Origin of the sequence: Silvimonas sp. (genome assembly GCF_031291215.1) — a bacterium.
Classification (GTDB): Bacteria; Pseudomonadota; Gammaproteobacteria; order Burkholderiales; family Chitinibacteraceae; genus Silvimonas; species Silvimonas soli.
On sequence record NZ_JARLJK010000054.1, the window covers coordinates 632,592 to 655,601 of the forward strand.

A 23,010-nucleotide genomic window follows, 5' to 3' on the forward strand; every position below is an offset into this window, starting at 1 on the left:
TTTGTTCAGGCTGAAGCTGCACGAATTGTAAGCTGTGGCTGAATATGGCCGCTGGCATTTTCTGCAGGCAATCGCGCAGTATCCTGCCATCTGCGCGTTTTGTCGTATCCAGGGCGTATCCATGCGCCAAAAGAGATACAAAATCGCAAAATATGTCTCTTTTGACCCAGGTTGTTAGTGTAACTTCATGATTCTGCTGCCAGCTTGAAAAATGATAATTATGATCTGGCGCTTTGTTACCGTGTCAGGATTGCCATGCAAGACTGGAGTGACTCGTTCCTTGACGGACTCAAGCGCACTGCCGACCCGCTCGCCGACGATTGCATCCGGCAGTTGATCGAGCAGGGCGATATCGCTAGCGCCAATGCAGTCCTCGCCCGCCTCGAAAGCAACGAGCCCTGGCCGGACGATACGCCACCCCTGCTGGCGCAATACCTGAGCGCCACCGCGCAGTTGCCTGCAGACGTTGATATGCAGCGCATCCATCGCGCGCAGCAGTTTTTTACCACATTCGGATTGCAGTTCGGCGTCAGCTTGTTATGTCGCTCGTTGCCGGTGTTGTATGCCGGCAAGCAGGGCGGCGCGCAGGTGCTGGCGTCTACCGGCCAGCTAACCAGTCACTTTGAACGCCGCGCTTCAGAAACTCTGCGCTTTATTCTTAATGCTGCCGAACCGGGCGGGCTGGATGCGGGCGGCAAAGGTCTGCTGACTATCCGCAAAGTGCGGCTGATGCACGCAGCGATCCGCCACTTTGCTCTGGCCGCCCGTGGCTGGCCGCAAAACGCGTGGCCGGAACAATGGGGCATGCCGATCAATCAGGAAGAACTCGCTGGCACCATGCTGGCGTTTTCCATGGAAGCGGTCGCGGGCTTGCGGGTGCTGGGCGTAAACGTCTCGCCCCAAGACGAAGAAGACCAGTTGTATCTGTGGAAAACCATCGGCGCCGTGCTGGGCATTGTGCCCCAAGCCATGCCGGATGACGCAACCAGCGCAGCCGTGTTCTGGAAGGCGCTGGATCGGCGCAATTTTGGTCCATCCAAAGCCGGGCAATTATTGACACAGGCCCACGTTCAATTTTTGCAGCAAAACCTGCCGGAAATCGCTGGCGGGCTGGTGCCTGATCTGATGGCCGTGCTGCTCGGCCGCCGCGCCGCTGGTTATCTCGGCCTGCGCGAAACACATTGGTGGAGTTGGGCGATTGATCTGATGCGTTGGGTGTTCCGCATCAAAACCCGGCTGGCGCACAGCTCGCATACCGCTGAAAGTTTTATGGGCGAATACGGCAAGGCGTTAATGGAAGCTTTGCAACATTACTGGGCTGGCCCCAATCCGGGCACGCCATTCCGGATTCCGGATCGCCCGCTGGAACCGGTCGGTGCGAAAGACGCGGCACCGGCAGTGGAACAGATGTCGCCCGCAAGTCAGGCTTGAAGTTCCGGTTTTTCCCACCAATCACAGCAAGACGCAAGGAGCAACCATGCAGTTTTCCATTGCCAGCGGCGCCAATGATCCGGCCGCGTTGTTCAATAGTGTCAGTGTGGATGGCAGCATCTACACCACGCCTCAGTTGATCATCTTTGCCGCGGGTTGCTTGTTGTGGGTGGTGGCCTATGCCTTTGTGTTCTTGCAGGCCAAACGCAACCACGTGGTGGAAATGGCCGTGCTGGCCGGGGCGAGCAATCTGGCTTGGGAGTTTGTCTGGGGCGTGCCGCTACGCACCGATATGGGTGTTTTTCTGGTCTGGACTTACCGCGCGTGGTTGTTCTTTGATCTGTTCATTTTCTGGCAGGTGCTGCGGGTGGGGCGTAACCAGTTTGATACGGACTTTTTCAAGCGCCATTACTACGCCGTGGTGTGCTCGTCGGTGGTGTTCTTTGTGGCGCTGTATTGGGGGATGACACTGTCAGGCATCGATTCGCCCATTGGTGCGCGCTCGGCTTATGTCTGCCAGTTCATCATCAGCATTCTGTGTCTGGTGCTGCTGATCCGTCAGCCTTCCATGATCGGTTACGCGTGGACGATTACCTGGCTGCGCAGCCTGGGCACCTTGCTAGTATCGGTGTTTATGGTGATGCATTACCCGCAGGATGTGTTCTTGATGGTGTTGTGCGCGGGTTCGACGCTGCTGGATGCTTGTTACTGCGCATATTTTCTGCGCCTGCGCAGTGGTCAGGTGCTGGCGCCAGTGCAACAAGCCATTTGACTGCTAGGGCGGGTGCAACCTGCCGTTGCGGCCTTGATTAGCTTTGTTATGCCTTCGGCACGGGTGTTAAAGGCGTTTGATGCCCCGGGGTGCCGGGGGGCACGACACCTTTCTTTGCTTCGCCAAATAAAGGTGTCCCAAAGTCCCGTCAAGCCGGGATAGCAAAAGGCGACCCGGGACGCGAGCGTCCAACGGGACCCAAAGTCAAAAGCCGAAACAAACAGACTGTTTGCCAGTTGCCTTTACGCGCATCCTGCGTCCCCTCGGTCGGCGTGTTCAGCGATATTGTTTGCCGGCACCACAACCAAATCAAATCACTGCAACCTGGGTTGCGTCGTATGGATTTGAAGCAAACTGCCATAGGGTGGGTTGGCCGACAGGCGTAACCCACCAAACAGCCTGGATTAAACCCTCACTTCGTCAGCAGTTTTCGCTTTCATCAAGCACTCAGGTATCCTGCGCCTTTGAATGATTTGATTAGAAAGCGATTCCATGCGTCACGCGTTACTGTTTTACTGCCGGGCCGGGTTTGAAAATGATTGCCGCCAGGAGTGGGAAGCCCGCTCTGGTCAGACTGGCGGCTGGGAGTCCGAACCCGGTTTTGCCCTGTTCAAACCAGGCAAAGGCGGCGAAGCCGACCCGAATCCGCCTGAACCCAAAGAGCTGATCTTTGCCCGGCAGACGCTGCACGTGCTGGCCGACGTGCAATTGGGTGAGAAAGATCGCCTGACGCCGATTCTGGATGCGCTCAAATCCAGCAAAATCAGCGCGTTTAACGGTGTGTGGCTGGAACATCCGGATAGCGATGCCGGCAAGCCGTTGTCTGGTTTTACCCGCCGCTTTACCGACATCGTCGAAAAAGCGCTGAACGAGCGTAACTTGATCGACCCCAAGGCGCGCTTTCGTCTGCATTTGTTCTTTCCGTCGATGACGCGTGCGCTGGTGTGTTCTGTTGATCCGGAAGTCGCCGCCAGCCCATGGTTGATGGGCATTCCGCGTGTGCGTATGCCGTCCGAAGCGCCGAGCCGTTCTACTCTCAAATTGTCCGAAGCGTTCATGACGCTGGTGCCGGACGCCGACCAGTTACTTAAATCCGGCATGACCGGTGTGGATCTGGGCGCGGCACCCGGCGGCTGGACGTTCCAGTTGGTCGCGCGCGGTCTGAAAGTGTTTGCTGTGGATAACGGCCCGATGAAGGGCGACATGGCCATTCACCCGCACGTTAAACACATGCGCGAAGACGGTTTCAAATACAAACCGCAGCATCCGGTGGATTGGCTGGTGTGCGATATGGTCGAACAACCGGCACGTATTGCCCAATTGATCGCCAAATGGCTGGCCAGTGGCACGGCGCGCCATGCCGTGTTCAACCTGAAATTGCCGATGAAAAAACGCTGGGCAGAAATCGAACGCTGCTTTGAGTTGATTGATCAGGCCATGGGCGCCGCCCACGTCCGATACTCGCTGACGGCAAAGCATCTTTATCACGATCGCGAAGAGATCACCTGCTATCTGACCCGCCTGAAAGCACCGCGTCGCTAATCTGACGCGGGCAAAGGTTAAAGGCGCGAGATTTGACAGGCTTGCGCCTTACTGACTAACCTTTATGCCATATTCATGTCAGAGCAAATCAGGGGTAGGCACTCATGTTGAAAGAATTCAAAGAATTTGCCATGCGCGGCAATGTGGTCGATCTGGCCGTCGGTGTGATCATCGGCGCCGCTTTCGGCAAGATTGTCGACTCGCTGGTCAAAGACATCATCATGCCGCCGATTGGTCTGATTCTGGGCAAGGTGGATTTCGCCAATCTGTATGTGCTGTTGAAAGAAAGCGACAAAGTGCCCGGCCCGTATCCAACGCTGGAAGCCGCGCAAAAGGCCGGGGCGGTGACACTCAATTACGGCAACTTCATTAACGTTGCAATCAGCTTTGTGATCGTGGCATTTGCGGTGTTTTTGCTGGTGAAGGGCCTGAACAGCATGAAGCGCGCGCAGGATGCTGCGGCGGCTGCACCGGCTCCCACCCCAGAAGATGTGCAATTGCTGCGTGAGATTCGTGATTTGCTGCAGAAAAAGTAATCCGTTCAGATTGCTGGACACGCAAAAAAACCGGCTGCGATTGCCGGTTTTTTTATGCGCGGCCAAAGTAATCCGATCATGGCAGCGGCGGATGTTTTTGTGCATTCAGCACGAGTTTGCGCTGGATTGCAGCTTCGATATCCACCTGCATGACATCTGCCAGTTGCAGCATATAAAGCATCACGTCGGCCATTTCTTGCTCCACCAGATCGCGCCTGGCATCATCACTGGCCAAAGCTTGCGACTCTTCCGGGGTTAGCCACTGAAAGTGCTCAACCAACTCCGCCATCTCCACCGACATGGCCATAACCAGGTTCTTGGGTGTGTGATAACGCGACCAGTCGCGAGCCTGAACGAAGTCCCTCAATTGTTGCTGCAGCGCGGCTAAATCCATAAATCATCCTTATCAATTCGTACTTCTCAAGTTCTGTAACGGTGCTGGTGGTATTGAATATACGCAGGATGGCACCATCATGTTATTTGACTAATAACAGACTCTGCCTGTCGGACTATTCCATGCCCAATTCTCATGCCAGCGCGGCCCTTGAAGACGCGACCCGTCTGGTCGACGCTGTTGCCACTTCCCGTTTACCCACGCGGCATGGCGAGTTTACCGCCCATGTTTATCACTCGCGCCGCGATGGTGTCGAGCACGTTGCGCTGGTCGCCGGTGAAGTCACTGGCCATGAAGCGGTGTTGGTGCGTTTGCATTCCGAATGTCTGACTGGCGATGTGTTTGGTTCTTTGCGTTGCGACTGCGGCGAACAACTGGATATGGCGCTGGAGCGCATCGCCAAGAAGGGCACCGGTGTGTTGCTGTACTTGCGTGGTCAGGAAGGTCGCGGTATCGGGCTGGCGCACAAAATCCAGGCCTATGCCTTGCAGGATCAGGGCATGGATACCGTCGACGCCAATGTGGCGCAAGGGTTGCCGATTGATTCGCGCAGCTACGAAGCCGCCGCACAAATCTTGCAGGACTTGGGCATCAAGTCGGTGCGCCTGATGAGCAATAATCCGAAAAAGCTGGCCGCGCTGGAAGCGGCAGGTGTGCCAGTGGTAGAACGGTTGGTGCATCAAGTCGTACCCAATGCCGAGAATCGTCATTACCTGGAAACCAAGCGAGTCAGAATGGGCCATATGCTGGCACCGGATACACATCTGAACTACCGCTCGCATAACGAATAAACGCTTTACCTGCCACCCAACAAAAAGCCCGGGCCAAGATCGAATTTTCGACTTGCTCCGGGCTTTTTGCATTCCAGGTGTACCGCGTAAGCCCGCCGCCTCGAACACACTTTCCATCGATATACGTGTAACCCGCGCCGACACGACTACACAGTGTTTGGTAAAATCATCGTTTTCCTTCCCTGCACCACGGAGCACGTCATGACCGTCATCCGCCAGGACGACTTGATCGAGAGCATTGCCGACAGTCTGCAATACATCAGCTATTACCATCCGGCCGATTACATCAAGGCGCTGGGTAAAGCCTATGAACGGGAAGAAAGTCCGGCGGCGAAGGATGCCATTGCACAGATTCTAACCAACAGCCGCATGTGCGCTGAAGGGAAACGGCCTATTTGCCAGGACACCGGTATCGTTACCTGTTTTGTGCGCGTCGGCATGAATGTGCAGTGGGCCGGCGCGACGATGTCTGTCACTGACATGATCAACGAAGGCGTGCGCCAGGCGTATCTGCATCCGGATAACAAGCTGCGTGCGTCGATCCTGCAAGACCCGGCGGGCGGGCGCAAGAACACCAAAGACAACACACCGGCAGTAATCCATTACGAGATCGTGCCCGGCGATACGATAGAGATCGATATCGCGGCCAAGGGCGGCGGTTCGGAAAACAAATCCAAGTTCGTCATGCTCAACCCATCCGATTCGATTGTGGATTGGGTCATCAAAACCGTGCCATTGATGGGCGCGGGCTGGTGTCCGCCAGGCATGCTGGGTATCGGCATTGGCGGCACAGCAGAAAAAGCCATGCTGCTGGCCAAAGAGTCGCTCATGGAAGAAATCGATATCCATGAACTGATCGCTCGTGGTCCCAGCAATCGCGTCGAAGAACTGCGTCTTGAACTGTACGAAAAAGTGAATGCACTGGGCATTGGCGCGCAAGGTCTGGGCGGCTTGGCCACAGTGCTGGACGTGAAGATCAAAGACTATCCGACTCACGCAGCCAGCTTGCCGGTGGCGATGATCCCGAACTGCGCTGCTACGCGTCACGTGCATTTCATCCTGGACGGCTCCGGCCCGGCGCAACTGGAAGCCCCCAAGCTGGAAGACTGGCCGGATGTGACTTGGACACCATCCGCTGCCGCTGTGCGTGTTGATCTGAACAACATCACCCCGGCCGAAGTGGCGACCTGGCTGCCCGGCCAGACTTTGTTGTTGAATGGCAAGCTGCTCACCGGCCGCGACGCTGCGCACAAACGCATGATCGACATGCTCAACAAGGGCGAGCAACTGCCAGTCGATTTCACCAACCGCTTTATCTATTACGTTGGCCCGGTTGATCCAGTCCGCGACGAAGTGGTTGGCCCGGCAGGCCCGACTACCGCCACCCGCATGGACAAGTTCACCCGTCAGATGCTGGAAACCACCGGTTTGCTGGGCATGGTTGGCAAGGCTGAACGTGGCCCGACCGCCATTGACGCCATCAAAGACAACAAAGCGGTTTACTTGATGGCAGTGGGTGGGGCGGCGTACCTGGTATCCAAAGCCATCAAGGGCAGCAAAGTAGTGGCGTTTGCCGATCTGGGCATGGAAGCCATTTACGAGTTTGATGTAGTGGATATGCCGGTAACCGTGGCGGTGGATTCCACCGGTATTTCGGTGCACGCGGTCGCACCGAAAGAATGGCAGGCGAAGATTGGCTTGATTCCGGTCACGGCAAGCTGAGCGTTGCCATTAACGGAAGTGCAAAATAAAACGCCGCTGAAAAGCGGCGTTTTTTTTGGATTATTTGTTCGTTATTGCTGAGACAGCTTGCCCGCCTCACAACCCGTGCTGCTGCACTCGCGCTGGCGTTCTTTCAGGAAGTCCAGACGGGTTTGGGTCATGGTCACCGCGCAATCCAGATTCACGAAGTAGCCGGTATTGTCTTCGCGGCTGCATTGTTCGTCGCGGCTTTTGATCCAGGCCAGTTGCGATTGCTTGAGTGTATTTTGTTGATCTGGCGTCAATTGTTTGCGCAGTTCGCCATAAGTCTGGTTAAGCGATTTGTCGGTTTGCGAGAACAGATTGCCAGCACAGTACACCGTATCGAAAGCATTGCGTGGTTTGCCACAACCCGCTGCTTGCGTGCCACCAGCCAGCAGGCAAGCCATCATTGCAACGCCACCGAGCAGTTTCTTGTTCATCAGTTTTAGTCCCGAAATCGATAGGCCCTGAGGGCACTTGAAATGAAAAATGGGCTCATGTTTTGCCCATGATCCGGCACGGCCGGTTGTTTATTGCACCGGCGCAACGGTAATCCGGCTCGCATTATAAGCATTCAGTTCGGGAATTTCGAAAAAATCTGATACGAAACTGACAGTGTGCTTTGGTCGGCTACTGGTTTACCAGAAACCGGTTATGTTGTCAGACCTTACCCAAAGCAATGGCATACACCGCTGCGGCCAGCTTGATTGGATCGTGACGCACAGTGCCATCGCGCAGGTCAGCAATCCGGGATGGAATCACTTCAATGCCCATATCGGCGAGTTTGGCAAAATCGTTGTCTACCGGCTGCGCCTCTTCTTCGGCGTAGCGCTGCAACGCATCTTCCGGAATGGCTTCGTCGTTGACGATCACCTTGGATACCTTGCTAATGCCGTGGTCGAGAATGGCCTGTATATGCTGCGAAGCCGTCATGCCATCGGTCTCACCATGCTCGGTCATCAAGTTGCAGATATAGACTTTGTCTGCATGCTCATTGCGATTCACCGCGTCTGCGATTTCGGGCAGCAACAGATTAGGCAGTACGCTGGTAAACAAACTGCCCGGGCCAAGCACAATCAGATCGGCCTGTTCTATGGCGTGCACTGCTTGCGGTTCGGCATGCGTATCGTGGTCGAAAAACACCCGGTGGATGCGGGAACCCTGAAAAGCCAGTTGCGATTCGCCGGTAACCAGCCGACCGTCTTCCAGTTCGGCGTGCAATATGGCCGCAGTCGGGCAGGCGGGGTAAACGCGGCCCTTGATATTGAGCACCTTGCCCATGTTTTCCACTGCTTTGACAAAATTGCCGTCGGTGAGGGAAAACATCGCGGTGAGCAATAAATTGCCCATGGAATGTCCGTCCAGATAATGATGGCCTTCATCACTACTGAAACGAAATTGCAGCAGGTCGCGGAACAAGCCCTCGGCGCCGCTCAAGGCGACCAGCACATTGCGGATGTCTCCGGGCGGTGGCACTTTGAGTTCGCGGTGCAGAATGCCGGACGAACCGCCATCGTCAGCCACTGTGACAATGGCCGAAATATCTACCGGAAAATGCTTCAGACCGCGTAGCAGTGAAGACAATCCGGTGCCGCCGCCAAGGGCAGCTACTTTGGGGTAGGTCGGAGAAACGGGCATAAATGGTACGGCCAACCTGCAAGTCAAGACGAAACCCAGAGTTTAGCCTTAGATCCTGCGCGGTACAGTCTGAATTTGCACAAGTCTGATCTGGCTGTGCAACCTGCGCCACGCGGTGACTTACAAGGCGCTCCCACGCGGGCGCCGGTAATGGATGTAAGCGGGGACGAGCATTGATGCGGGTGTTGCGGCGCCTTCCAGCATGGCGATGACTTGAGCCAGACTTTGCTCGGCCAGTTGGCGGCTGTCCTGGACAATGGCATCAATGGCCATGGGCAGGCAATCCAGTAGCTGGTGATCATCGAAAGTCAGCAAACGCCCTGGCGCCTGGGTGAGTTGGTGAGCTTCGTTGATAAACGACAACACGCCTTCCAGCAGCGTAATCGACCCGGCAAACAAGGCTTGTGGATAACGGCCATGCGCTTCGAACCATTGCTTCATCAGCAGGTAGCCGGATTCACGCTGGTAATCGCGTTCAAACACCCAATCGTTCTGTTCGGTCAGCTGATGCGCTGCCAAGGCTTGGCGATAACCCGCCAGACGATCACGGCTGGCAGATACTTCTGGCTGGCCGCCAAAGTAGACCACTTCCGTTGCGCCTTGAGCGAGCGCATCTCCCACCAGACTGGCCACCGTTTCGGTGGCATCGGTCACTACCGAAGGAATGTCGGCATCATCAAGTCGACGGTCAGCAAACACAAACGGCAGACGCTTGACCCATTTCTGGTAGCGCTTGGCATCGGCGGAGCAGGGCACGACCACCACGCCATCGACCTGGCGGGCGACCAGATGCGCAATGCCTTCTGTTTCACGAACTGGGTCTTCGTCGCTAGTCACCATCACCATCTGATAACCGCGCTCTCGGCAGAGCGATTCCAGCGCCTGTGCCAGTGCCGAATGCGCCGAGTTGGTCAGATCCGGAATGACCAGGCCAATGGTGTTGCTGCGCCGCGAGCGCAAAGAGCGCGCGGATTGCGACGGGCTGAAGTGATGCTCCGCCGCCACTTGCTGCACCCGTTCAACTGTGGCTTTGGAAATGCGATAACGCTCGGCATAGCCATTCAACACCATGCTCGCGGTGGTGCGGGAGACATTCGCCAGCCGCGCGATGTCGTCGATGGTCAGGCGCTCGAATTGGCTCACTGCGATTTCCTGGTGTGCTGGCTCAGCTTGGCGGGACTACCGGCAAGATAGCTCAACACACCGTGTCATTGGTTACAAAAAACGGCCCCCGGACAAACACTGTCGCGGGGGCCGGAGTCTCTGCGTTGATGTCGGTGTCAGCGCTGGATTGTATTACGCCATTACTGCGGATGTTATTGCTTGATCAGATTGAGCGGCACTGGAATGAATTTATCCACGGGCTGACCATCGATCAGCTTCTTGGCCGCTTGAACGCCAAACTGGCCAATCAACTCCGGTTGTTGCTGCACAGTAGCCGCCATATTGCCGGATTTCACTGCAGCGATGGCATCTGGCGTGGCATCAAACCCAACCACCACCACGTTCTTCAGACCAGCAGCTTGCAGCGCTTTGACTGCACCCAGCGCCATTTCATCGTTATGGGCAAACAGGCCTTGCACATTCTTGTTGCCCTGAATGATGTTCTCAGTCACCGACAAACCCTTGGCACGGTCAAAATCAGCTGGTTGTTTGGCAACCAGTTTGATATCAGCCTTGCCATCGATCACCGAGTGGAAACCCTGACCGCGTTCACGCGCGGCGGAAGAACCGGCAATGCCTTCCAGTTCGATCACATTGCCTTTGTTGCCCAGCTTGTCCAGCAGGAATTCGGCCGCCATTTTGCCGCCAGCCACGTTGTCCGAAGCAATGTGTGCGCTGACTTCAGCGCCGTTCACGCTGCGATCCAGCGAGATCACCTTGATACCTTTATCGGTGGCTTCTTTCACCACATTGGCCACGGCGGCGGAGTCGGTCGGGTTGATCAGGATCACGCTTACTTTTTTCTGGATCAGGTCTTCCACGCTGGCTTGTTGCTTGGCGGGGTCGTCCTGCGCATCCACGGTAATCAGCGTGATGCCTTCTTTCTTGGCTTCGTCTTCTGCGCCTTTACGCAGCGCCACAAAGAACGGATTGTTCAATGTGGAAATCGACAAGCCCACGCTGGTGTTGCCGCTAGCAGTCGCTGCTGCCGACGCTGGTGCGCTGGCCGCGGTGCTGGCCGAATCCGGTCCTTGTTTGGAACAAGCCACGATGCCAACGGCAAGCAGGCTAAGCAGCAGCGGGGAAATAATACGTTTCATGATCGAACTCCTAAGTCCTGTACAGCGTTTTTGTTTACGGGTTGCAAGCTACTTCTTGTGAGTTTTTGACTGCTCTTGCGCATACACGCCGGGCCGGTGACCACTCGCAAGCGGATCGTCCGGCTCACTGGCGTTTACTTCTTGTTGCCACGGTCGATCAGCACGGCCAGCAAAATCACCGCCCCTTTGATGACCTGTTGGTAAAACGACGAGACGCCCATCAGGTTCAAGCCGTTGTTCAATACGCCGATCAGCAGCGCGCCAACCAGCGTGCCGAAAATCCAGCCACGGCCACCGGTCAGGCTGGTGCCGCCCAGCACGACGGCGGCGATGGCGTCCAGTTCATAGCCGGTGCCGGCAGTGGGTTGAGCCGAGTTCAGGCGCGAGGTAAGCACTACGCCGGCCATGGCCGACATCGCCCCGGAAATCGTGTACACCCAAATCTTGATGCGATCAGTCTTTACACCCGACAACCGTGCCGATTCTTCATTGCCGCCAGTGGCATACACATGGCGACCAAACACGGTTTTCTTCAGCACAAACCAGAACACGCCAAACATGATCAACATGCCCACGACCGGAATCGGGATCAGCCCCGCCACGTAGCCGCCACCCAGCATCGAAAAAAAGTCGCTGTTAAAGCCGGTAATCGGGCTGCCGTTAGAGAACACCAGCGACAAGCCACGCAGCACGGTCATGGAGCCCAGCGTGGCAATAAATGGCGCAACCTTGCCTTTGCTGATGATCAAGCCATTGGCCAGACCCATTAACCCACCTGCCAGAATGCCGAGCGCGGTGGCTAGCGCCGGGTTCAGTCCCATTTGCATAAAGCTGGCAATGGCGACCGAAGACAACGCCAGAATCGAGCCCACTGAGAGGTCGATTCCGCCCAGCAAAATGACCAGCGTCATGCCAAAGGCAATGAGTGCGTTGATCGAGACCTGGCGCATTACGTTCAACAGATTGCCGACGGTGAGGAAGTCGCTGCTCATGATCGAAAGACCGATCGCAACGACCAGCAGGGCAATAAACGGCCCCAGCTTTTGTAATGTGGCTTTGGTTTTGGGTGTCATGATGAATTGCTCGTTGGTGTCTGGCGTTGATTTGCGGTGTCTGGTTGGATAGAGATAGATAACTGTTTATGCCGGGATGGCTGCGGTCAGTGGCGACGTTTGCCCACCGGTTGCCGCCGTCATGATGCTTTCCTGAGTGGCGCTGGTGGCATCAAAGATCCCGTTCTGACGGCCTTGATGCATGACCAGAATGCGGTCGCTCATGGCCATGACTTCAGGCAGTTCGGAAGACACCATCACGATGGCCACGCCTGCGGCAGCGAGTTGATTGATGATGTGATAAATCTCGGCCTTGCCGCCCACGTCGACGCCACGGGTTGGCTCATCCAGTAGCAGCACTTTGGGTGGCACCGCCAGCCATTTGGCGAACACCACTTTTTGCTGGTTACCACCAGACAAGGACTTCACGTCCAGTTCGGCATCGCGAGTGCGGATGCTCAGTTGTTTGATGAGGTCGGCCACGGCGGCGCTTTCGGCCCGCTCGCTGACGACACCCAATTTGGCAAAGTGATCCAGATGCACCAGCGTGGCGTTTTCGCGCACTGACATGCCCAGCACCAGCCCTTGTGCCTTGCGGTCTTCGGTCACAAAACCTATTCCCGCGCCGATAGCATCGCTGGCATTGCAGATATGCAAAGTCTGGCCATCCAGCCGTACCTCGCCACTGGTTTGGCGATTGATCCCGAACAGTGTTTTGAGGATTTCGCTACGCCCGGCGCCCATCAAACCGGCTATGCCCAGCACTTCGCCAGCGCGCACTTCAAAGTTGATGTCAGCGATATTTCCGGTGTCAGCCAGATTGGAAACCTGCAAGCGCACATCACCGACCTTGGCAGAACGCTTGGGGAAGCGGTCACCAATTTCGCGGCCCACCATCAAGCGCACCACTTCATCGAAGCCGGTTTTGGCAATTTCGCGCTCGCCGACAAATTGGCCATCGCGCAGCACGCTGATCTTGTCGCAAATACGGAAGATTTCTTCCATGCGGTGCGAAACATACACAATCGCCACGCCGCGTGACTTCAGATCCAGCATGATTTTGAACAGTGACTCGATTTCGCGATCGGTGAGGGCGGCTGTGGGTTCATCCATCACCAATACCTGAGCGTTGAGCGACAACGCTTTGGCAATTTCCACCATTTGCTGTTGGCCAATCGATAGCTGACCGGCTTCCATATCGGTATCGATATGCCCGGCACCCAACAAATCCAGATACGTATGCGCCTGCTTGCGCATGGTCGCCGTATCTATCACGCCAAAGCGGCGTGGTTCGCGGCCCAGAAACAGGTTCTCCATGACCGACAATTGCGGAATCAGATTGAGTTCCTGGTGGATGATGGCAATGCCAAGGTGCTCGGCATCGGTGGTGCTCCGGATATTCACCACGGAGCCATCAACCAGAATCTCGCCGGCATCCGCTTGATACACGCCGCACAGAATCTTCATCAGCGTGGATTTGCCCGCGCCGTTTTCGCCCATCAAGGCGTGGATTTCGCCTGCGGCCAGGCTCAGGTCAACGCTTTCGAGCACCTTGACCGGTCCAAAAGCCTTGCTGATGCCGCGCATATTGATTTGCATGCCCGGCTCCTTAGAAGATCACGCCGGAATGCAGAATGACATTCGCGTAGGGGCTGCATTCACCGGTTCGAATCACAGCTTTGGCTTGCTTGCAGCGCTGCTTGAATTCGTCATGGGTGACGTAATCAATGCCAACACCCGTCACCGCCATTTGCGCAGCCCGTGAAGCAACCGCTGCGTTTTGCGTGAGGCATTCGCTGGCAAACACGGCGCGTTCGACTTTGAAATCAGCCAGCAGGGTGTCGAGCACTTCCATAAACCCCGGCGTGCCCAGCTTGAGCGACACATCAATGCATTCCACGCCATCCGGAATCGGTAAACCGCAATCGGCAATCACGATGCTGTCGGTATGGCCCATGCGCGAGAGAACACGGGTGATGTCCCGGTTCAGGTGTCCGAGTTTTTTCATGATTGTGCTTCCAGAAAAGCGTCTAGTTCAGCCAGAGTTGGCATGCCGCCTTGCGCGCCCGGCTTGGTCACTGAGAGCGCACCTGCTGCATTGGCGCGGCATACGGCCTCAGCAGCACCCAGATGCCAGAACGCCGCCAGTGCGCCATTGAAGGTATCGCCCGCGCCGGTGGTATCTACCGCAGTAACTTTGAAACCCGCTTGATGCTGAACATCGCCATTAGCTGCGGTGTAATAAGCGCCGTGCTTGCCATTGGTCATCACCAGGCGCCCTGGAAGGCATTTGAGAAGCGCTTTCCAGTCCGCGCCCGGCGCATTCAAAGCGACGGAGAGTTCATATTCATTGGGCGTCAACAATGTGGTCAGATTAAGCAAGGAGTCGGGCAGGGCGGTAGCTGGGGCCGGGTTCAGAAAGAACGGCTTGCCATGTTTGCTGGCCAGTTCGGCAGCGTGTTCAACCGTGGTGACCGGAACTTCCAGCTGCGCCAGAACGACGTCGGCCTGCGCAAATGCAGCATCGGCTGCATCCAGATCGGCCGGGGTGAGCGCATGGTTGGCACCGGGCACCACCACAATGGCGTTATCGCCAGCAGACAAGGTAATCGCCGCCACGCCGGTGGCCACGTCACTGTCGCTAATCCAGCGCGTATCAATGCCTTCTTGCTGCAACACTGTTTTCAACTGCGCACCAAACGCATCGCGACCTACGCGGCCAATTATGGTGACCTGCGCGCCCAGCCTTGCAGCGGCCACAGCCTGGTTCGCGCCTTTGCCACCGGGGTAGGTGGCAAAACGATTGCCAAACAAAGTCTCGCCCAAACGCGGAAAAGTATCGGTCTGCACGACCAGATCCATATTGATACTGCCAACCACCAAAACCCGTGCCATTGCGACCTCCGTAACTGCTCGCACCCGAATTTGCCCAGGTACAAAATCTTTCTGATTTGCTAAAACGTAATCAGCATGGATCGAATTTATACCAGAGCGCTGTAGTGGCGGGAAGTGGAACTACGGGATTTGCCTTAGATTTGGCGGACGAACGGAGGGGGAGGAAAGGGCTGAGCACAGATTGTATTCAGCACAACTTGATGAAAATCAATGGATTAATTGGTAATTTCAAGAGTTGTGAGAGTGCTTCCGCAGTCTGGTCATCGGCAGTAGTTCGTGTGTTTTACGAAAAAACATGAATTATTACGTAACTTAACTACATTTTGGGTGTGGGTACTCAACGTCAGACTAACCATGCACAACACAAACATGAGGCCGGTATCAGCACATTAAGGATATGTGTAAACAGGCTTGGCAAGCTCAAACAGATCAAGTATAGTTCGGCCTCTTCCGCGGAGAGATGGATGAGTGGTTTAAGTCGCACGCCTGGAAAGCGTGTATAGGTTAATAGCCTATCGGGGGTTCGAATCCCCCTCTCTCCGCCAGCTTTACACCCAACGACATCCAGCGTTGGCAAATAAACCCCGATGAAACCTTGTGTTCACGGGGTTTTTTGTTGTCTGTAGGTGACGAGTAGTGTCCTTGGGAACACCGGGCGATTTTGAGTAAATTTGTGAGTAACTAGGCTGGTTATCACACAAGTTACTCACAGTACCGCGCGATGAAGCTGACCGACCCGATTATCAAAGCTGCCCAGTCCCAGGGAAAGCCGTATGCGCTCGCTGACGGTCAAGAAAATCGAGGCGCGTGGTGCGCTGGACATTGCCAAGCGCGCATTGCAGACGTGCGGCCAAATCATGCGTTACGCCGTTGCGCATGGTTATGCACAGCGCAATCCGGCCGCCGACGTGAAACCGTCTGATGCGCTCAAACCTACCTGCAAAACCAACTACGCCCGGTTGAGCGCCAAAGAATTGCCGGAACTGTTGCGCAAAATCGACGCCTACGACGGCCAGCCGTTGACGCGGCTGGCGATGCAACTGATGTCGCACACGTTTGTGCGCACGGGTGAACTGATTGGCGCGTCGTGGGCTGAGTTTGACCTGGAGGCGAAACAATGGCGCATCCCGGCTGAACGCATGAAGATGCGCGAAGAGCACATTGTTCCGCTTTCAAGGCAGGCGCTCGCCATCCAGTCCCAAATTCGTCCGAGGAGTATCGGGTAGACCAGACCAAAAGATACCAGCTCTGGATCTGGCTTGAATGAATAGGGTACGTCGGACAAAACAGGAAAATTCCTAGGAAATCCGAGAACAATGGCATATATCCCCGGCTGCATGAATATTTATGATAAATGCTTCTAAACCGTTGAAGCGATATCGAAAATGTTGGTATCACATGCTCGAAGACTTGCCATTATTGATGACCATCCCTTTGTGCGTTTGGGCATGAAGGCCATGCTCGAACCCGAACCGGATCTGGATGTTGTGGTGGACACAGACGATGCGCATGTGGTTCTGCGGGCGGTCATAGAGGGGAAGGTTGATCTTGTCATCGCCGACATCAATATGCCCGGCATGGACGGTTTTACCCTGTTAAAGCGCATAAATAAAGAAAAGGCCGGGGCGAGGGTGGTGTTGATTACGGGCGAGGAAACCTCTGCCCACTTGTCGCATGCGATTGAAGAGGGCGCCTACGGGTACATCGCTAAAACAATGCCGCGGCGGGAACTGGTCGACATAATCCGACATGCATTGACGAGTTCAGGTCCGTTACGGCAGAAATCCGCTGAACACCCAACTGGACAAGCCCGCCCTGACGGATCGCTGCCTCATGGGTTGTCGCGCTTGTCTACGAGAGAGTTGACGGTTTTCAAGTACCTGGTCAGCGGCGTACGCAACAACGAGATAGCAAACAAACTGTGCATTAGCCCTAAAACCGCCAGCGCTCACAAGACCAATATCCTGAACAAACTCGGGCTAAGAAACCTGGCTGATTTGGTTGTATACGCTAACAGTCATTCTTAGTTCACGAGCTAAACGGTGCGATTGGCAATTAGCCGCCCTGCGCTAATGAAGAACTGCAGTTTGTCTGCGACGGTCGTACAGCTTCGTGGGCTATTGCTCGCCGGTGTAATTCTCAGCATTTCAATAAGCGTGGCAAGGGCTGTATCGCGTCATTCGGACAGTGACTGCGACCTGCAATCGACTGGCTATTATTCACCCGCGTGAATAAAGAGTGTTTTACCGGTAAAGGCGATTGTCCCCTATGTCTGCGCGGGCTATGTCTTTGCAATTCGGATTGGATCTTTGTGGTAGATGGCGTATGCTGGTATTTTTTAAAAAAATGAATGATTTCAAGGCGATTACTTTGAAATACTCACAACATATTGAATCAGATTGCCAAGGCTTTTGGCGGGCTCAGATAATTCTGAGAAAAAAATTCTGAATATCCTCATCTTTTGGTGGGAACTTCTGTTTGTTATCAAAAAGCAATGGATTATTCTTTCGCTTCGCTGATGGTGCTGCAGTTTCAGAGCTTCAAGGACTGACGATATTTTAAAAGTCTTTGGCATAACCAGGCATTTGTCGGGCGTTTTAATCTATTCAATATCTATGCATTTCGGAGTATTAAAAATGAAATTGTCCCTCGTTTCCGTCGCGCTGGCTGCAGGTCTCGGTTTGGCCGCTATTGGCGCGCACGCCTCTGATGGCACCATTACCATCAATGGTATGGTGAGCGCACAGACATGTACTATTTCCGGTGAGGGCCAAGGTAAAGACTTCACGGTTACTTTGCCTGCTGTGTCGACATCTGCTCTTGCCGTTGCTGGTTCTACCGCGGGCACAACCACTTTCAATATTGCGCTGACTAATTGTTCGCCGGCGGACCATGGCACCGCTAGTATTTATCTGGAGTCCGGTGTCAATACACTGGCCGATGGCAATCTGAAAAATGCAGCAGCCAGCGGTGCTACCGGCGTTGAAGTTCAAATTTTGAATGGCATTGACATGACCCCCATGGATGCCAGTAAGGGTCAATACGCGCAAAACTCGCCGATGAAGTTTATTGTCGGTGGCGCTGCGAATTTGCCCTTTGCGGCTCAATACGTTGCGCCGGCTGGTAATGCAACTGCCGGTGACGTTACCACTACCGTGACATACTCGATTGGGTATGATTAATAGCATGCCTGCCTTGGGATTATTTCGTTTCTGAGGCATCGTGCTGAGCGGGTTGGGTCGAATAACCCAACCCGCTTTTATTAAATGGGTGTTTCCGGCTTAATTGAATTTTTCATATCCGGAATTATTGTCCCGGATATTGATTTTTTAATTCTACTGGTTGATTACGATGAGTATCAAAAAAGTCGTCTGTTGTTCGCTTGCCGCAGGACTGTTGGTCATAGGCGGATTGCTGCCATTTGCCGCCCAAGCATCGGTGGTGATTGCCGGCACGAGGGTGGTTTATAACGCAAAGGACCCTGAAGTCACCATCAAACTGTCAAACAACGGTGAAAACCCCGCCTTGACGAAAGTCTGGCTGGATAAGGGTGACCCCAAGGCTGACCCATCCACAATAGAGTTGCCGTTTACCATTACCCCAGCGATGTCGAGAATTGATCCGGCCAAGGCCCAGACGCTGCGTATTGCCTATACCGGCGAGCCGCTGCCGCAGGACAAGGAGTCCGTATTCTACTTGAACGTACTGGAAATTCCGCCCAAGCCCACGGCGGATGAAGCCGGTGCCAACCATATGCAACTGGCGTTCCGTTCCCGTATCAAATTCTTCTTCCGCCCGGCTGGCCTCAAAGGTTCGGCCGACGAAGCGCCGGGCAAGCTGACCTGGCATGTGGCTGAAAAAAATGGCAAGCCTGTCCTTCAGGTTACCAACCCTACGCTCTACCACGTTACCGTCATGGCGGCAGAGGTAGATACAGGCAAGGTTGAGAACGGGAACATGGTTGCACCGGGGGCTACGCTGGACTTGCCTTTGACTGGCCAAGCCACCGCGGGCACCAAACTGCGCTTCACCACACTCAACGACTATGGTGGCCCGGTCCAGGGCGAGACCGTATTGCAGTAACGATGGTGTTCTAGTTCCCCAGGTGACGCGCTCGCAAGACTCTCGTCACTTCGCCAGTCTTTCGATCCAATATCCCCCACCAGTTTACGGCTTTGCGCTGGCCCGGCCAGCGCGAACGGGCTGGTATTGCCCTGAGTAATGGACCCGCCCATGACCAACCGTATTCATAAAGACAGCAAAGTGAGCCGTGCTGCACAGGGAAAAACCTTTCCCAGATTGTGCCCGGTGAGCGCAGCGCTCCTTTCCGTATTCGCGCTGGGGCAGGCGTGGGCAGACGAACCAGTACAGGTCAAACCGGTGCAAGTGGCAACTGTTGAGTTCAACGAGCAATTTCTGAACGGCCCGAACACCCCGGCGGCCAGCAAGCTCGATATCAGCCGCTTCAACAAGGGCAATGTGGCGTTGCCGGGGGATTATCGCGCGGCGCTGTATGTTAACCAGATGTGGATCGGCGTGGTGGAAGTGCCCTTGCGCGAACTGCAGCAAGGGACTGGCAATGTTCAGCCCTGTTTTGACCGCAACCTGCTGGAACGCATGGGGGCTGATCTCAATCGCCTGAGCGCTATCGCACAAGCCAAGCTACAGGCCTCATCGAGCGGCAGCTGTCTGGTGCTGCCGGATCTGGTCGACGGAGCTTTCGCTACCTTTGATAACGGTGAACAACGGTTGGACGCCAGTATTCCACAGGCCTTCCTGAACCGCAGTGCACGCGGTTATGTCGACCCGCAATACTGGGACGACGGCATCCCCGCGGCCACCCTGCAGTACAACGCCAACGTGTTCCATAGCACGGGCGATAACAACTATTCGTCAACCCAGAGCTACTTGGGCTTGAACGCCGGCCTCAATGCCGGTCCGTGGCGCTTGCGCTACAACGGCAACGTGACCCACAGCACGGGTGGCGACACGCACTACCAGAGCATCCAGACCTACGCCCAGCGTGCATTTGCGCCGATCAAGAGCCAGATTACGGTTGGGGATTCGTTCACCGACGGCAGCGTGTTCGACAGCTTTGGTGTGCGCGGTATCCAGCTGGCCAGCGACGACCGCATGTACCCCGAGTCGCAGCGCGGCTATGCGCCGACGGTGCGAGGCATTGCCACCAGCAACGCCCGGGTACAAATCCGCCAGAATGGCAACATCATTTATGAAACCACCGTCGCTGCCGGCCCGTTTGAAATCAACGACCTGTACCCGACCGGCTACGGTGGCAATCTGGACGTGATCGTCACCGAGGCCGATGGCAGCCAGCATGTGTCGGCGGTGCCTTATGCATCGCCGGTCAATGCCTTGCGCCCTGGCATCACGCGCTACAGCGCCACCGTCGGCCAGTATCGCAACACCAGTCTCCACAGCACGCCATTCATATTTGAAAGCACTGCCCAGCATGGTTTCAGCAACCTGTTTACGGGCTACGGCGGCACCATCGTGGCGGAAGACTTTGTTTCTGCTGCCATCGGTGTAGCACTCAATACCGAATACGGCGCATTTGGTCTGGATATCACGGACGCCTCTGCCAGCTTCAGAAACCAGCCAGACCACAATGGCCAGAGTGCGCGGATATCGTATTCCCGGCTGTTCACACCGACCAATACCAACCTGACCCTCGCGGCCTATCGCTATTCCACCAGCGGCTTTTTGAGTTTGCCGGACGCCATGACCCTGCGGGAGCTGGATGACCGCAATCTCGGGAGTTTCATGTCCGGTATCCAGAAAGGCCGGTTGCAGCTGACCCTGAACCAGAGTCTGGAGAAATGGGGTTCGGTCTACCTGTCCGGTTACACCCAGAACTATTGGAACAAGACCAACCGCGATACCCAGTTTCAGGCTGGTTACAACGTCAGTGTCGGCCAGGTCGGTATTGGTGTTTCCGCGGCGCGCGAGTTCGATGTGGCAGCCGCCCGCTGGAGCAACCGTTACATGCTCAACCTGAGCCTGCCGCTGGGTACCGGCGCTTACGCGCCGAGTTCGAACACCAGTTACACACACGACACGCGTGATGGCAGCAACCAGTTGCAGGAAAGCGTCACCGGCTCACTGGGCAAAGACCGCGAGTTCAACTACGGCATCAACGCGGGCCGCACCAGTGGTGGCGCGACCGACAGCAGCAACACCTTCGGTGCCAACGTCGGCTATCTCAGTCCGGTTACCCAACTGCGCGCCAGCGCCAGCCGCAGCAACGGCTATACCCAGACCGGTGCAGGTGCATCGGGTGGCATTGTGGCGTGGCAGGGCGGCGTGGCCTTTACGCCAAGCACCGGCGACACCATGGCCATCATCGACGCGAAAGACGCGGCGGGCGCCCGGGTCTCCACCGCACCAGGTGTGCAGGTCGATCCGTGGGGTCACGCTCTGGTCAGCAATCTCACGCCATATTCGCAGAATAACGTGGAACTGGACCCCAAAGGCCTGCCGATGGGCGTGCAACTGAAGACCACGGAAATGCATGTGGCGCCGACTGCGGGTGCCGTGGTCAAGCTCAAGTTCGACACAGCCAACGCGGGCAGGGCTGTGATCATCCGCAGCAAGCTTGCCGATGGCGAAACGCTGCCTTTCGGGGCCGAAGTGCTGGATGGCAATGGCCATAGCGTGGGTTCCGTGGCGCAAGGTGGTCGGATCATGACTTACGGCCTGAAGCAGGACCAAGGCGAGCTGATGGTCAAATGGGGCGAGGGTAAGGGTAAATCGTGCACCTTGGGCTATACGTTGCCCAAAACCGGCGAGGGCAAGCAGGCGCCTTATTACTTTGCTGATGGCGAATGCCGCTAACTGTAGCGCCATTCACTGGAGTTTATTTGAAATGAAACGATTCAAAAAAGGTTCTACTTTCGCCATGACACGTCAATTGCGAACAATGTTCCAGCTACTGTTCGCGCTGTGTATGGCGCTGATAGCCTCTCAATCCTGGGCGGGGTCAACATGTATCGGTGGCGGGGACACGATCACCGTAAACATGCCGGCTTCAATTGCCGTCCCCAGAGATGCCCCCACCGGTACTTCGTTGACACCGTGGGCGGAAAGCGTAGCCACTTCGAACTACTTCACCTGCACGGTTGACTCATCAAGCTATACCGGGGCTCATATCGGGCTGGGAAGTACACTGGTCTCATCGGGCCAAACCTACGTTGATAGTGGCGTGACCTATACCATCTACAAGACCAGCGTCGCTGGCGTCGGAATTATTATTGGCGGGATACCCTATGACAATGGCTGCGGCTGGCGCACCGGATGGGGGATGGGCTATAGCGGGTACTGCAATCAGAACGGTACTGTATACAACGGCGGTAAATATCACTTCATGCTGGTCAAGACCGGGCCAATTATTGGCGGGACAGTCAACAGTGCCGTCATGGGGGTGTTAGCCTCTTACGACAACAGTACTTACCCGTCTATGGGAACGACCCCTGTTAATTTTGTAAATACCCCGGTGATCGTCACAGTTTTGAGTTGTGTTACCCCTGACGTTACCGTCGACCTGAAGACTCATAAAGCCTCAGAGCTGACAGGGCCAGGCACTTACACCAATGCCACATCGTTCCAGATTGCCCTGAATAGCTGTCCGGCAGGGATGAATACCGTCTCCTACCAGATTGATCCCACGACTACGGTTATTGACGCGTCCAATGCAGTGGTCGCGCTTGATACGGCCTCCGCAACACCGGCCACGGGTGTTGGCGTGCAAATATTGGACGGTGCTGGTAATCCGATCCAATTGAGCACCCGACTTGCCATGCCGGACTACAGCACAGGCACAGGTGGCAGTTACTCGATTCCGCTCCAGGCACGCTACTACCAAACGGGCACCACGGTCGGCGCGGGTGAGGGAAATACGTCGCTCACTTTTACGATGACCTATCTGTAAAACGGAT

21 protein-coding genes and 1 tRNA gene are annotated in these 23,010 nt (G+C 55.6%); 13 read left to right on the forward strand and 9 right to left on the reverse strand.

Going from position 1 to position 23,010, the window contains the following annotated elements:
- Positions 1 to 255: 255 nt before the first annotated feature.
- The 4 genes from P4L78_RS04355 (at position 256) to mscL (ending at position 4,281) form a co-directional block, all read left to right on the forward strand.
- On the forward strand, positions 256 to 1,431 hold the full coding sequence (locus P4L78_RS04355; RefSeq protein WP_309327072.1) for an oxygenase MpaB family protein: 1,176 nt from the start codon (positions 256 to 258) through the stop codon (positions 1,429 to 1,431).
- Between the two features lie 46 nt (positions 1,432 to 1,477).
- Positions 1,478 to 2,203, forward strand: a complete 726-nt coding sequence (locus P4L78_RS04360) for a hypothetical protein (RefSeq protein WP_283148955.1) — start codon at positions 1,478 to 1,480, stop codon at positions 2,201 to 2,203.
- A 492-nt stretch (positions 2,204 to 2,695) separates the two neighbouring features.
- Positions 2,696 to 3,745: a 23S rRNA (cytidine(2498)-2'-O)-methyltransferase RlmM gene (gene rlmM, locus P4L78_RS04365; protein WP_309327073.1), complete on the forward strand. Its 1,050-nt coding sequence runs from the start codon at positions 2,696 to 2,698 to the stop codon at positions 3,743 to 3,745.
- Between the two features lie 104 nt (positions 3,746 to 3,849).
- Positions 3,850 to 4,281, forward strand: coding sequence for a large conductance mechanosensitive channel protein MscL (mscL, locus tag P4L78_RS04370; protein ID WP_283148957.1), 432 nt, complete (start codon positions 3,850 to 3,852; stop codon positions 4,279 to 4,281).
- 76 nt (positions 4,282 to 4,357) lie between these two features.
- Here mscL and P4L78_RS04375 read toward each other — a convergent pair whose 3' ends face one another.
- On the reverse strand, positions 4,358 to 4,675 hold the full coding sequence (locus P4L78_RS04375; RefSeq protein ID WP_309327074.1) for a nucleotide pyrophosphohydrolase: 318 nt from the start codon (positions 4,673 to 4,675) through the stop codon (positions 4,358 to 4,360).
- 122 nt (positions 4,676 to 4,797) lie between these two features.
- Here P4L78_RS04375 and ribA point away from each other — a divergent pair, with 122 nt between their 5' ends.
- Both ribA and P4L78_RS04385 read left to right on the forward strand, forming a co-directional pair.
- Entirely contained in the window at positions 4,798 to 5,466 is a 669-nt protein-coding gene (gene ribA / locus P4L78_RS04380; RefSeq protein WP_309327075.1) for a GTP cyclohydrolase II, read from the forward strand.
- 201 nt (positions 5,467 to 5,667) lie between these two features.
- Entirely contained in the window at positions 5,668 to 7,188 is a 1,521-nt protein-coding gene (locus P4L78_RS04385; RefSeq protein WP_309327076.1) for a fumarate hydratase, read from the forward strand.
- Positions 7,189 to 7,259: 71 nt separating this feature from the next.
- Here P4L78_RS04385 and P4L78_RS04390 read toward each other — a convergent pair whose 3' ends face one another.
- The 8 genes from P4L78_RS04390 to rbsK all read right to left on the reverse strand — a co-directional run bounded on the left by P4L78_RS04390 (position 7,260) and on the right by rbsK (position 15,058).
- Positions 7,260 to 7,649, reverse strand: a complete 390-nt coding sequence (locus P4L78_RS04390) for a lysozyme inhibitor LprI family protein (protein ID WP_309327077.1) — start codon at positions 7,647 to 7,649, stop codon at positions 7,260 to 7,262.
- Between the two features lie 220 nt (positions 7,650 to 7,869).
- A complete protein-coding gene (gene yvcK / locus P4L78_RS04395; protein WP_309327078.1) occupies positions 7,870 to 8,847 on the reverse strand; it encodes a uridine diphosphate-N-acetylglucosamine-binding protein YvcK in 978 nt (325 codons plus the stop codon).
- A 120-nt stretch (positions 8,848 to 8,967) separates the two neighbouring features.
- Positions 8,968 to 9,990 (reverse strand): substrate-binding domain-containing protein, encoded by a 1,023-nt coding sequence (locus P4L78_RS04400; protein ID WP_283148964.1) that lies wholly within the window; start codon positions 9,988 to 9,990, stop codon positions 8,968 to 8,970.
- 173 nt (positions 9,991 to 10,163) lie between these two features.
- Positions 10,164 to 11,111, reverse strand: coding sequence for a ribose ABC transporter substrate-binding protein RbsB (gene rbsB, locus P4L78_RS04405; protein ID WP_283148965.1), 948 nt, complete (start codon positions 11,109 to 11,111; stop codon positions 10,164 to 10,166).
- 134 nt (positions 11,112 to 11,245) lie between these two features.
- Complete coding sequence (locus tag P4L78_RS04410) at positions 11,246 to 12,184, reverse strand: ABC transporter permease (protein ID WP_283148966.1); 939 nt, start codon at positions 12,182 to 12,184, stop codon at positions 11,246 to 11,248.
- Positions 12,185 to 12,250: 66 nt separating this feature from the next.
- Positions 12,251 to 13,762: a sugar ABC transporter ATP-binding protein gene (locus P4L78_RS04415; RefSeq protein ID WP_309327079.1), complete on the reverse strand. Its 1,512-nt coding sequence runs from the start codon at positions 13,760 to 13,762 to the stop codon at positions 12,251 to 12,253.
- Between the two features lie 10 nt (positions 13,763 to 13,772).
- Positions 13,773 to 14,171, reverse strand: a complete 399-nt coding sequence (gene rbsD / locus P4L78_RS04420) for a D-ribose pyranase (protein ID WP_283148968.1) — start codon at positions 14,169 to 14,171, stop codon at positions 13,773 to 13,775.
- Positions 14,168 to 15,058 (reverse strand): ribokinase, encoded by an 891-nt coding sequence (gene rbsK, locus P4L78_RS04425; RefSeq protein WP_309327080.1) that lies wholly within the window; start codon positions 15,056 to 15,058, stop codon positions 14,168 to 14,170. Before rbsK ends, rbsD begins: the two co-directional genes overlap by 4 nt.
- Before the next feature lie 454 nt (positions 15,059 to 15,512).
- On the opposite strand from rbsK, the gene P4L78_RS04430 reads away from it, so the two are divergent.
- The 7 genes from P4L78_RS04430 to P4L78_RS04460 all read left to right on the forward strand — a co-directional run bounded on the left by P4L78_RS04430 (position 15,513) and on the right by P4L78_RS04460 (position 23,003).
- Positions 15,513 to 15,603 (forward strand) — tRNA-Ser (locus P4L78_RS04430).
- Positions 15,604 to 15,831: 228 nt separating this feature from the next.
- Complete coding sequence (locus tag P4L78_RS04435; protein ID WP_309327081.1) at positions 15,832 to 16,284, forward strand: phage integrase central domain-containing protein; 453 nt, start codon at positions 15,832 to 15,834, stop codon at positions 16,282 to 16,284.
- A gap of 159 nt (positions 16,285 to 16,443) precedes the next feature.
- Positions 16,444 to 17,085 (forward strand): response regulator transcription factor, encoded by a 642-nt coding sequence (locus P4L78_RS04440; RefSeq protein ID WP_309327082.1) that lies wholly within the window; start codon positions 16,444 to 16,446, stop codon positions 17,083 to 17,085.
- Positions 17,086 to 17,673: 588 nt separating this feature from the next.
- Positions 17,674 to 18,240, forward strand: a complete 567-nt coding sequence (locus P4L78_RS04445; RefSeq protein ID WP_309327083.1) for a fimbrial protein — start codon at positions 17,674 to 17,676, stop codon at positions 18,238 to 18,240.
- Between the two features lie 169 nt (positions 18,241 to 18,409).
- On the forward strand, positions 18,410 to 19,141 hold the full coding sequence (locus tag P4L78_RS04450; RefSeq protein ID WP_309327084.1) for a fimbria/pilus periplasmic chaperone: 732 nt from the start codon (positions 18,410 to 18,412) through the stop codon (positions 19,139 to 19,141).
- Between the two features lie 150 nt (positions 19,142 to 19,291).
- On the forward strand, positions 19,292 to 21,910 hold the full coding sequence (locus P4L78_RS04455; RefSeq protein WP_309327085.1) for a fimbria/pilus outer membrane usher protein: 2,619 nt from the start codon (positions 19,292 to 19,294) through the stop codon (positions 21,908 to 21,910).
- Between the two features lie 31 nt (positions 21,911 to 21,941).
- Positions 21,942 to 23,003 carry a fimbrial protein gene (locus tag P4L78_RS04460; protein WP_309327086.1) on the forward strand — a complete coding sequence of 354 codons (1,062 nt, stop codon included), beginning with the start codon at positions 21,942 to 21,944 and terminating at the stop codon, positions 23,001 to 23,003.
- Positions 23,004 to 23,010: the final 7 nt, after the last annotated feature.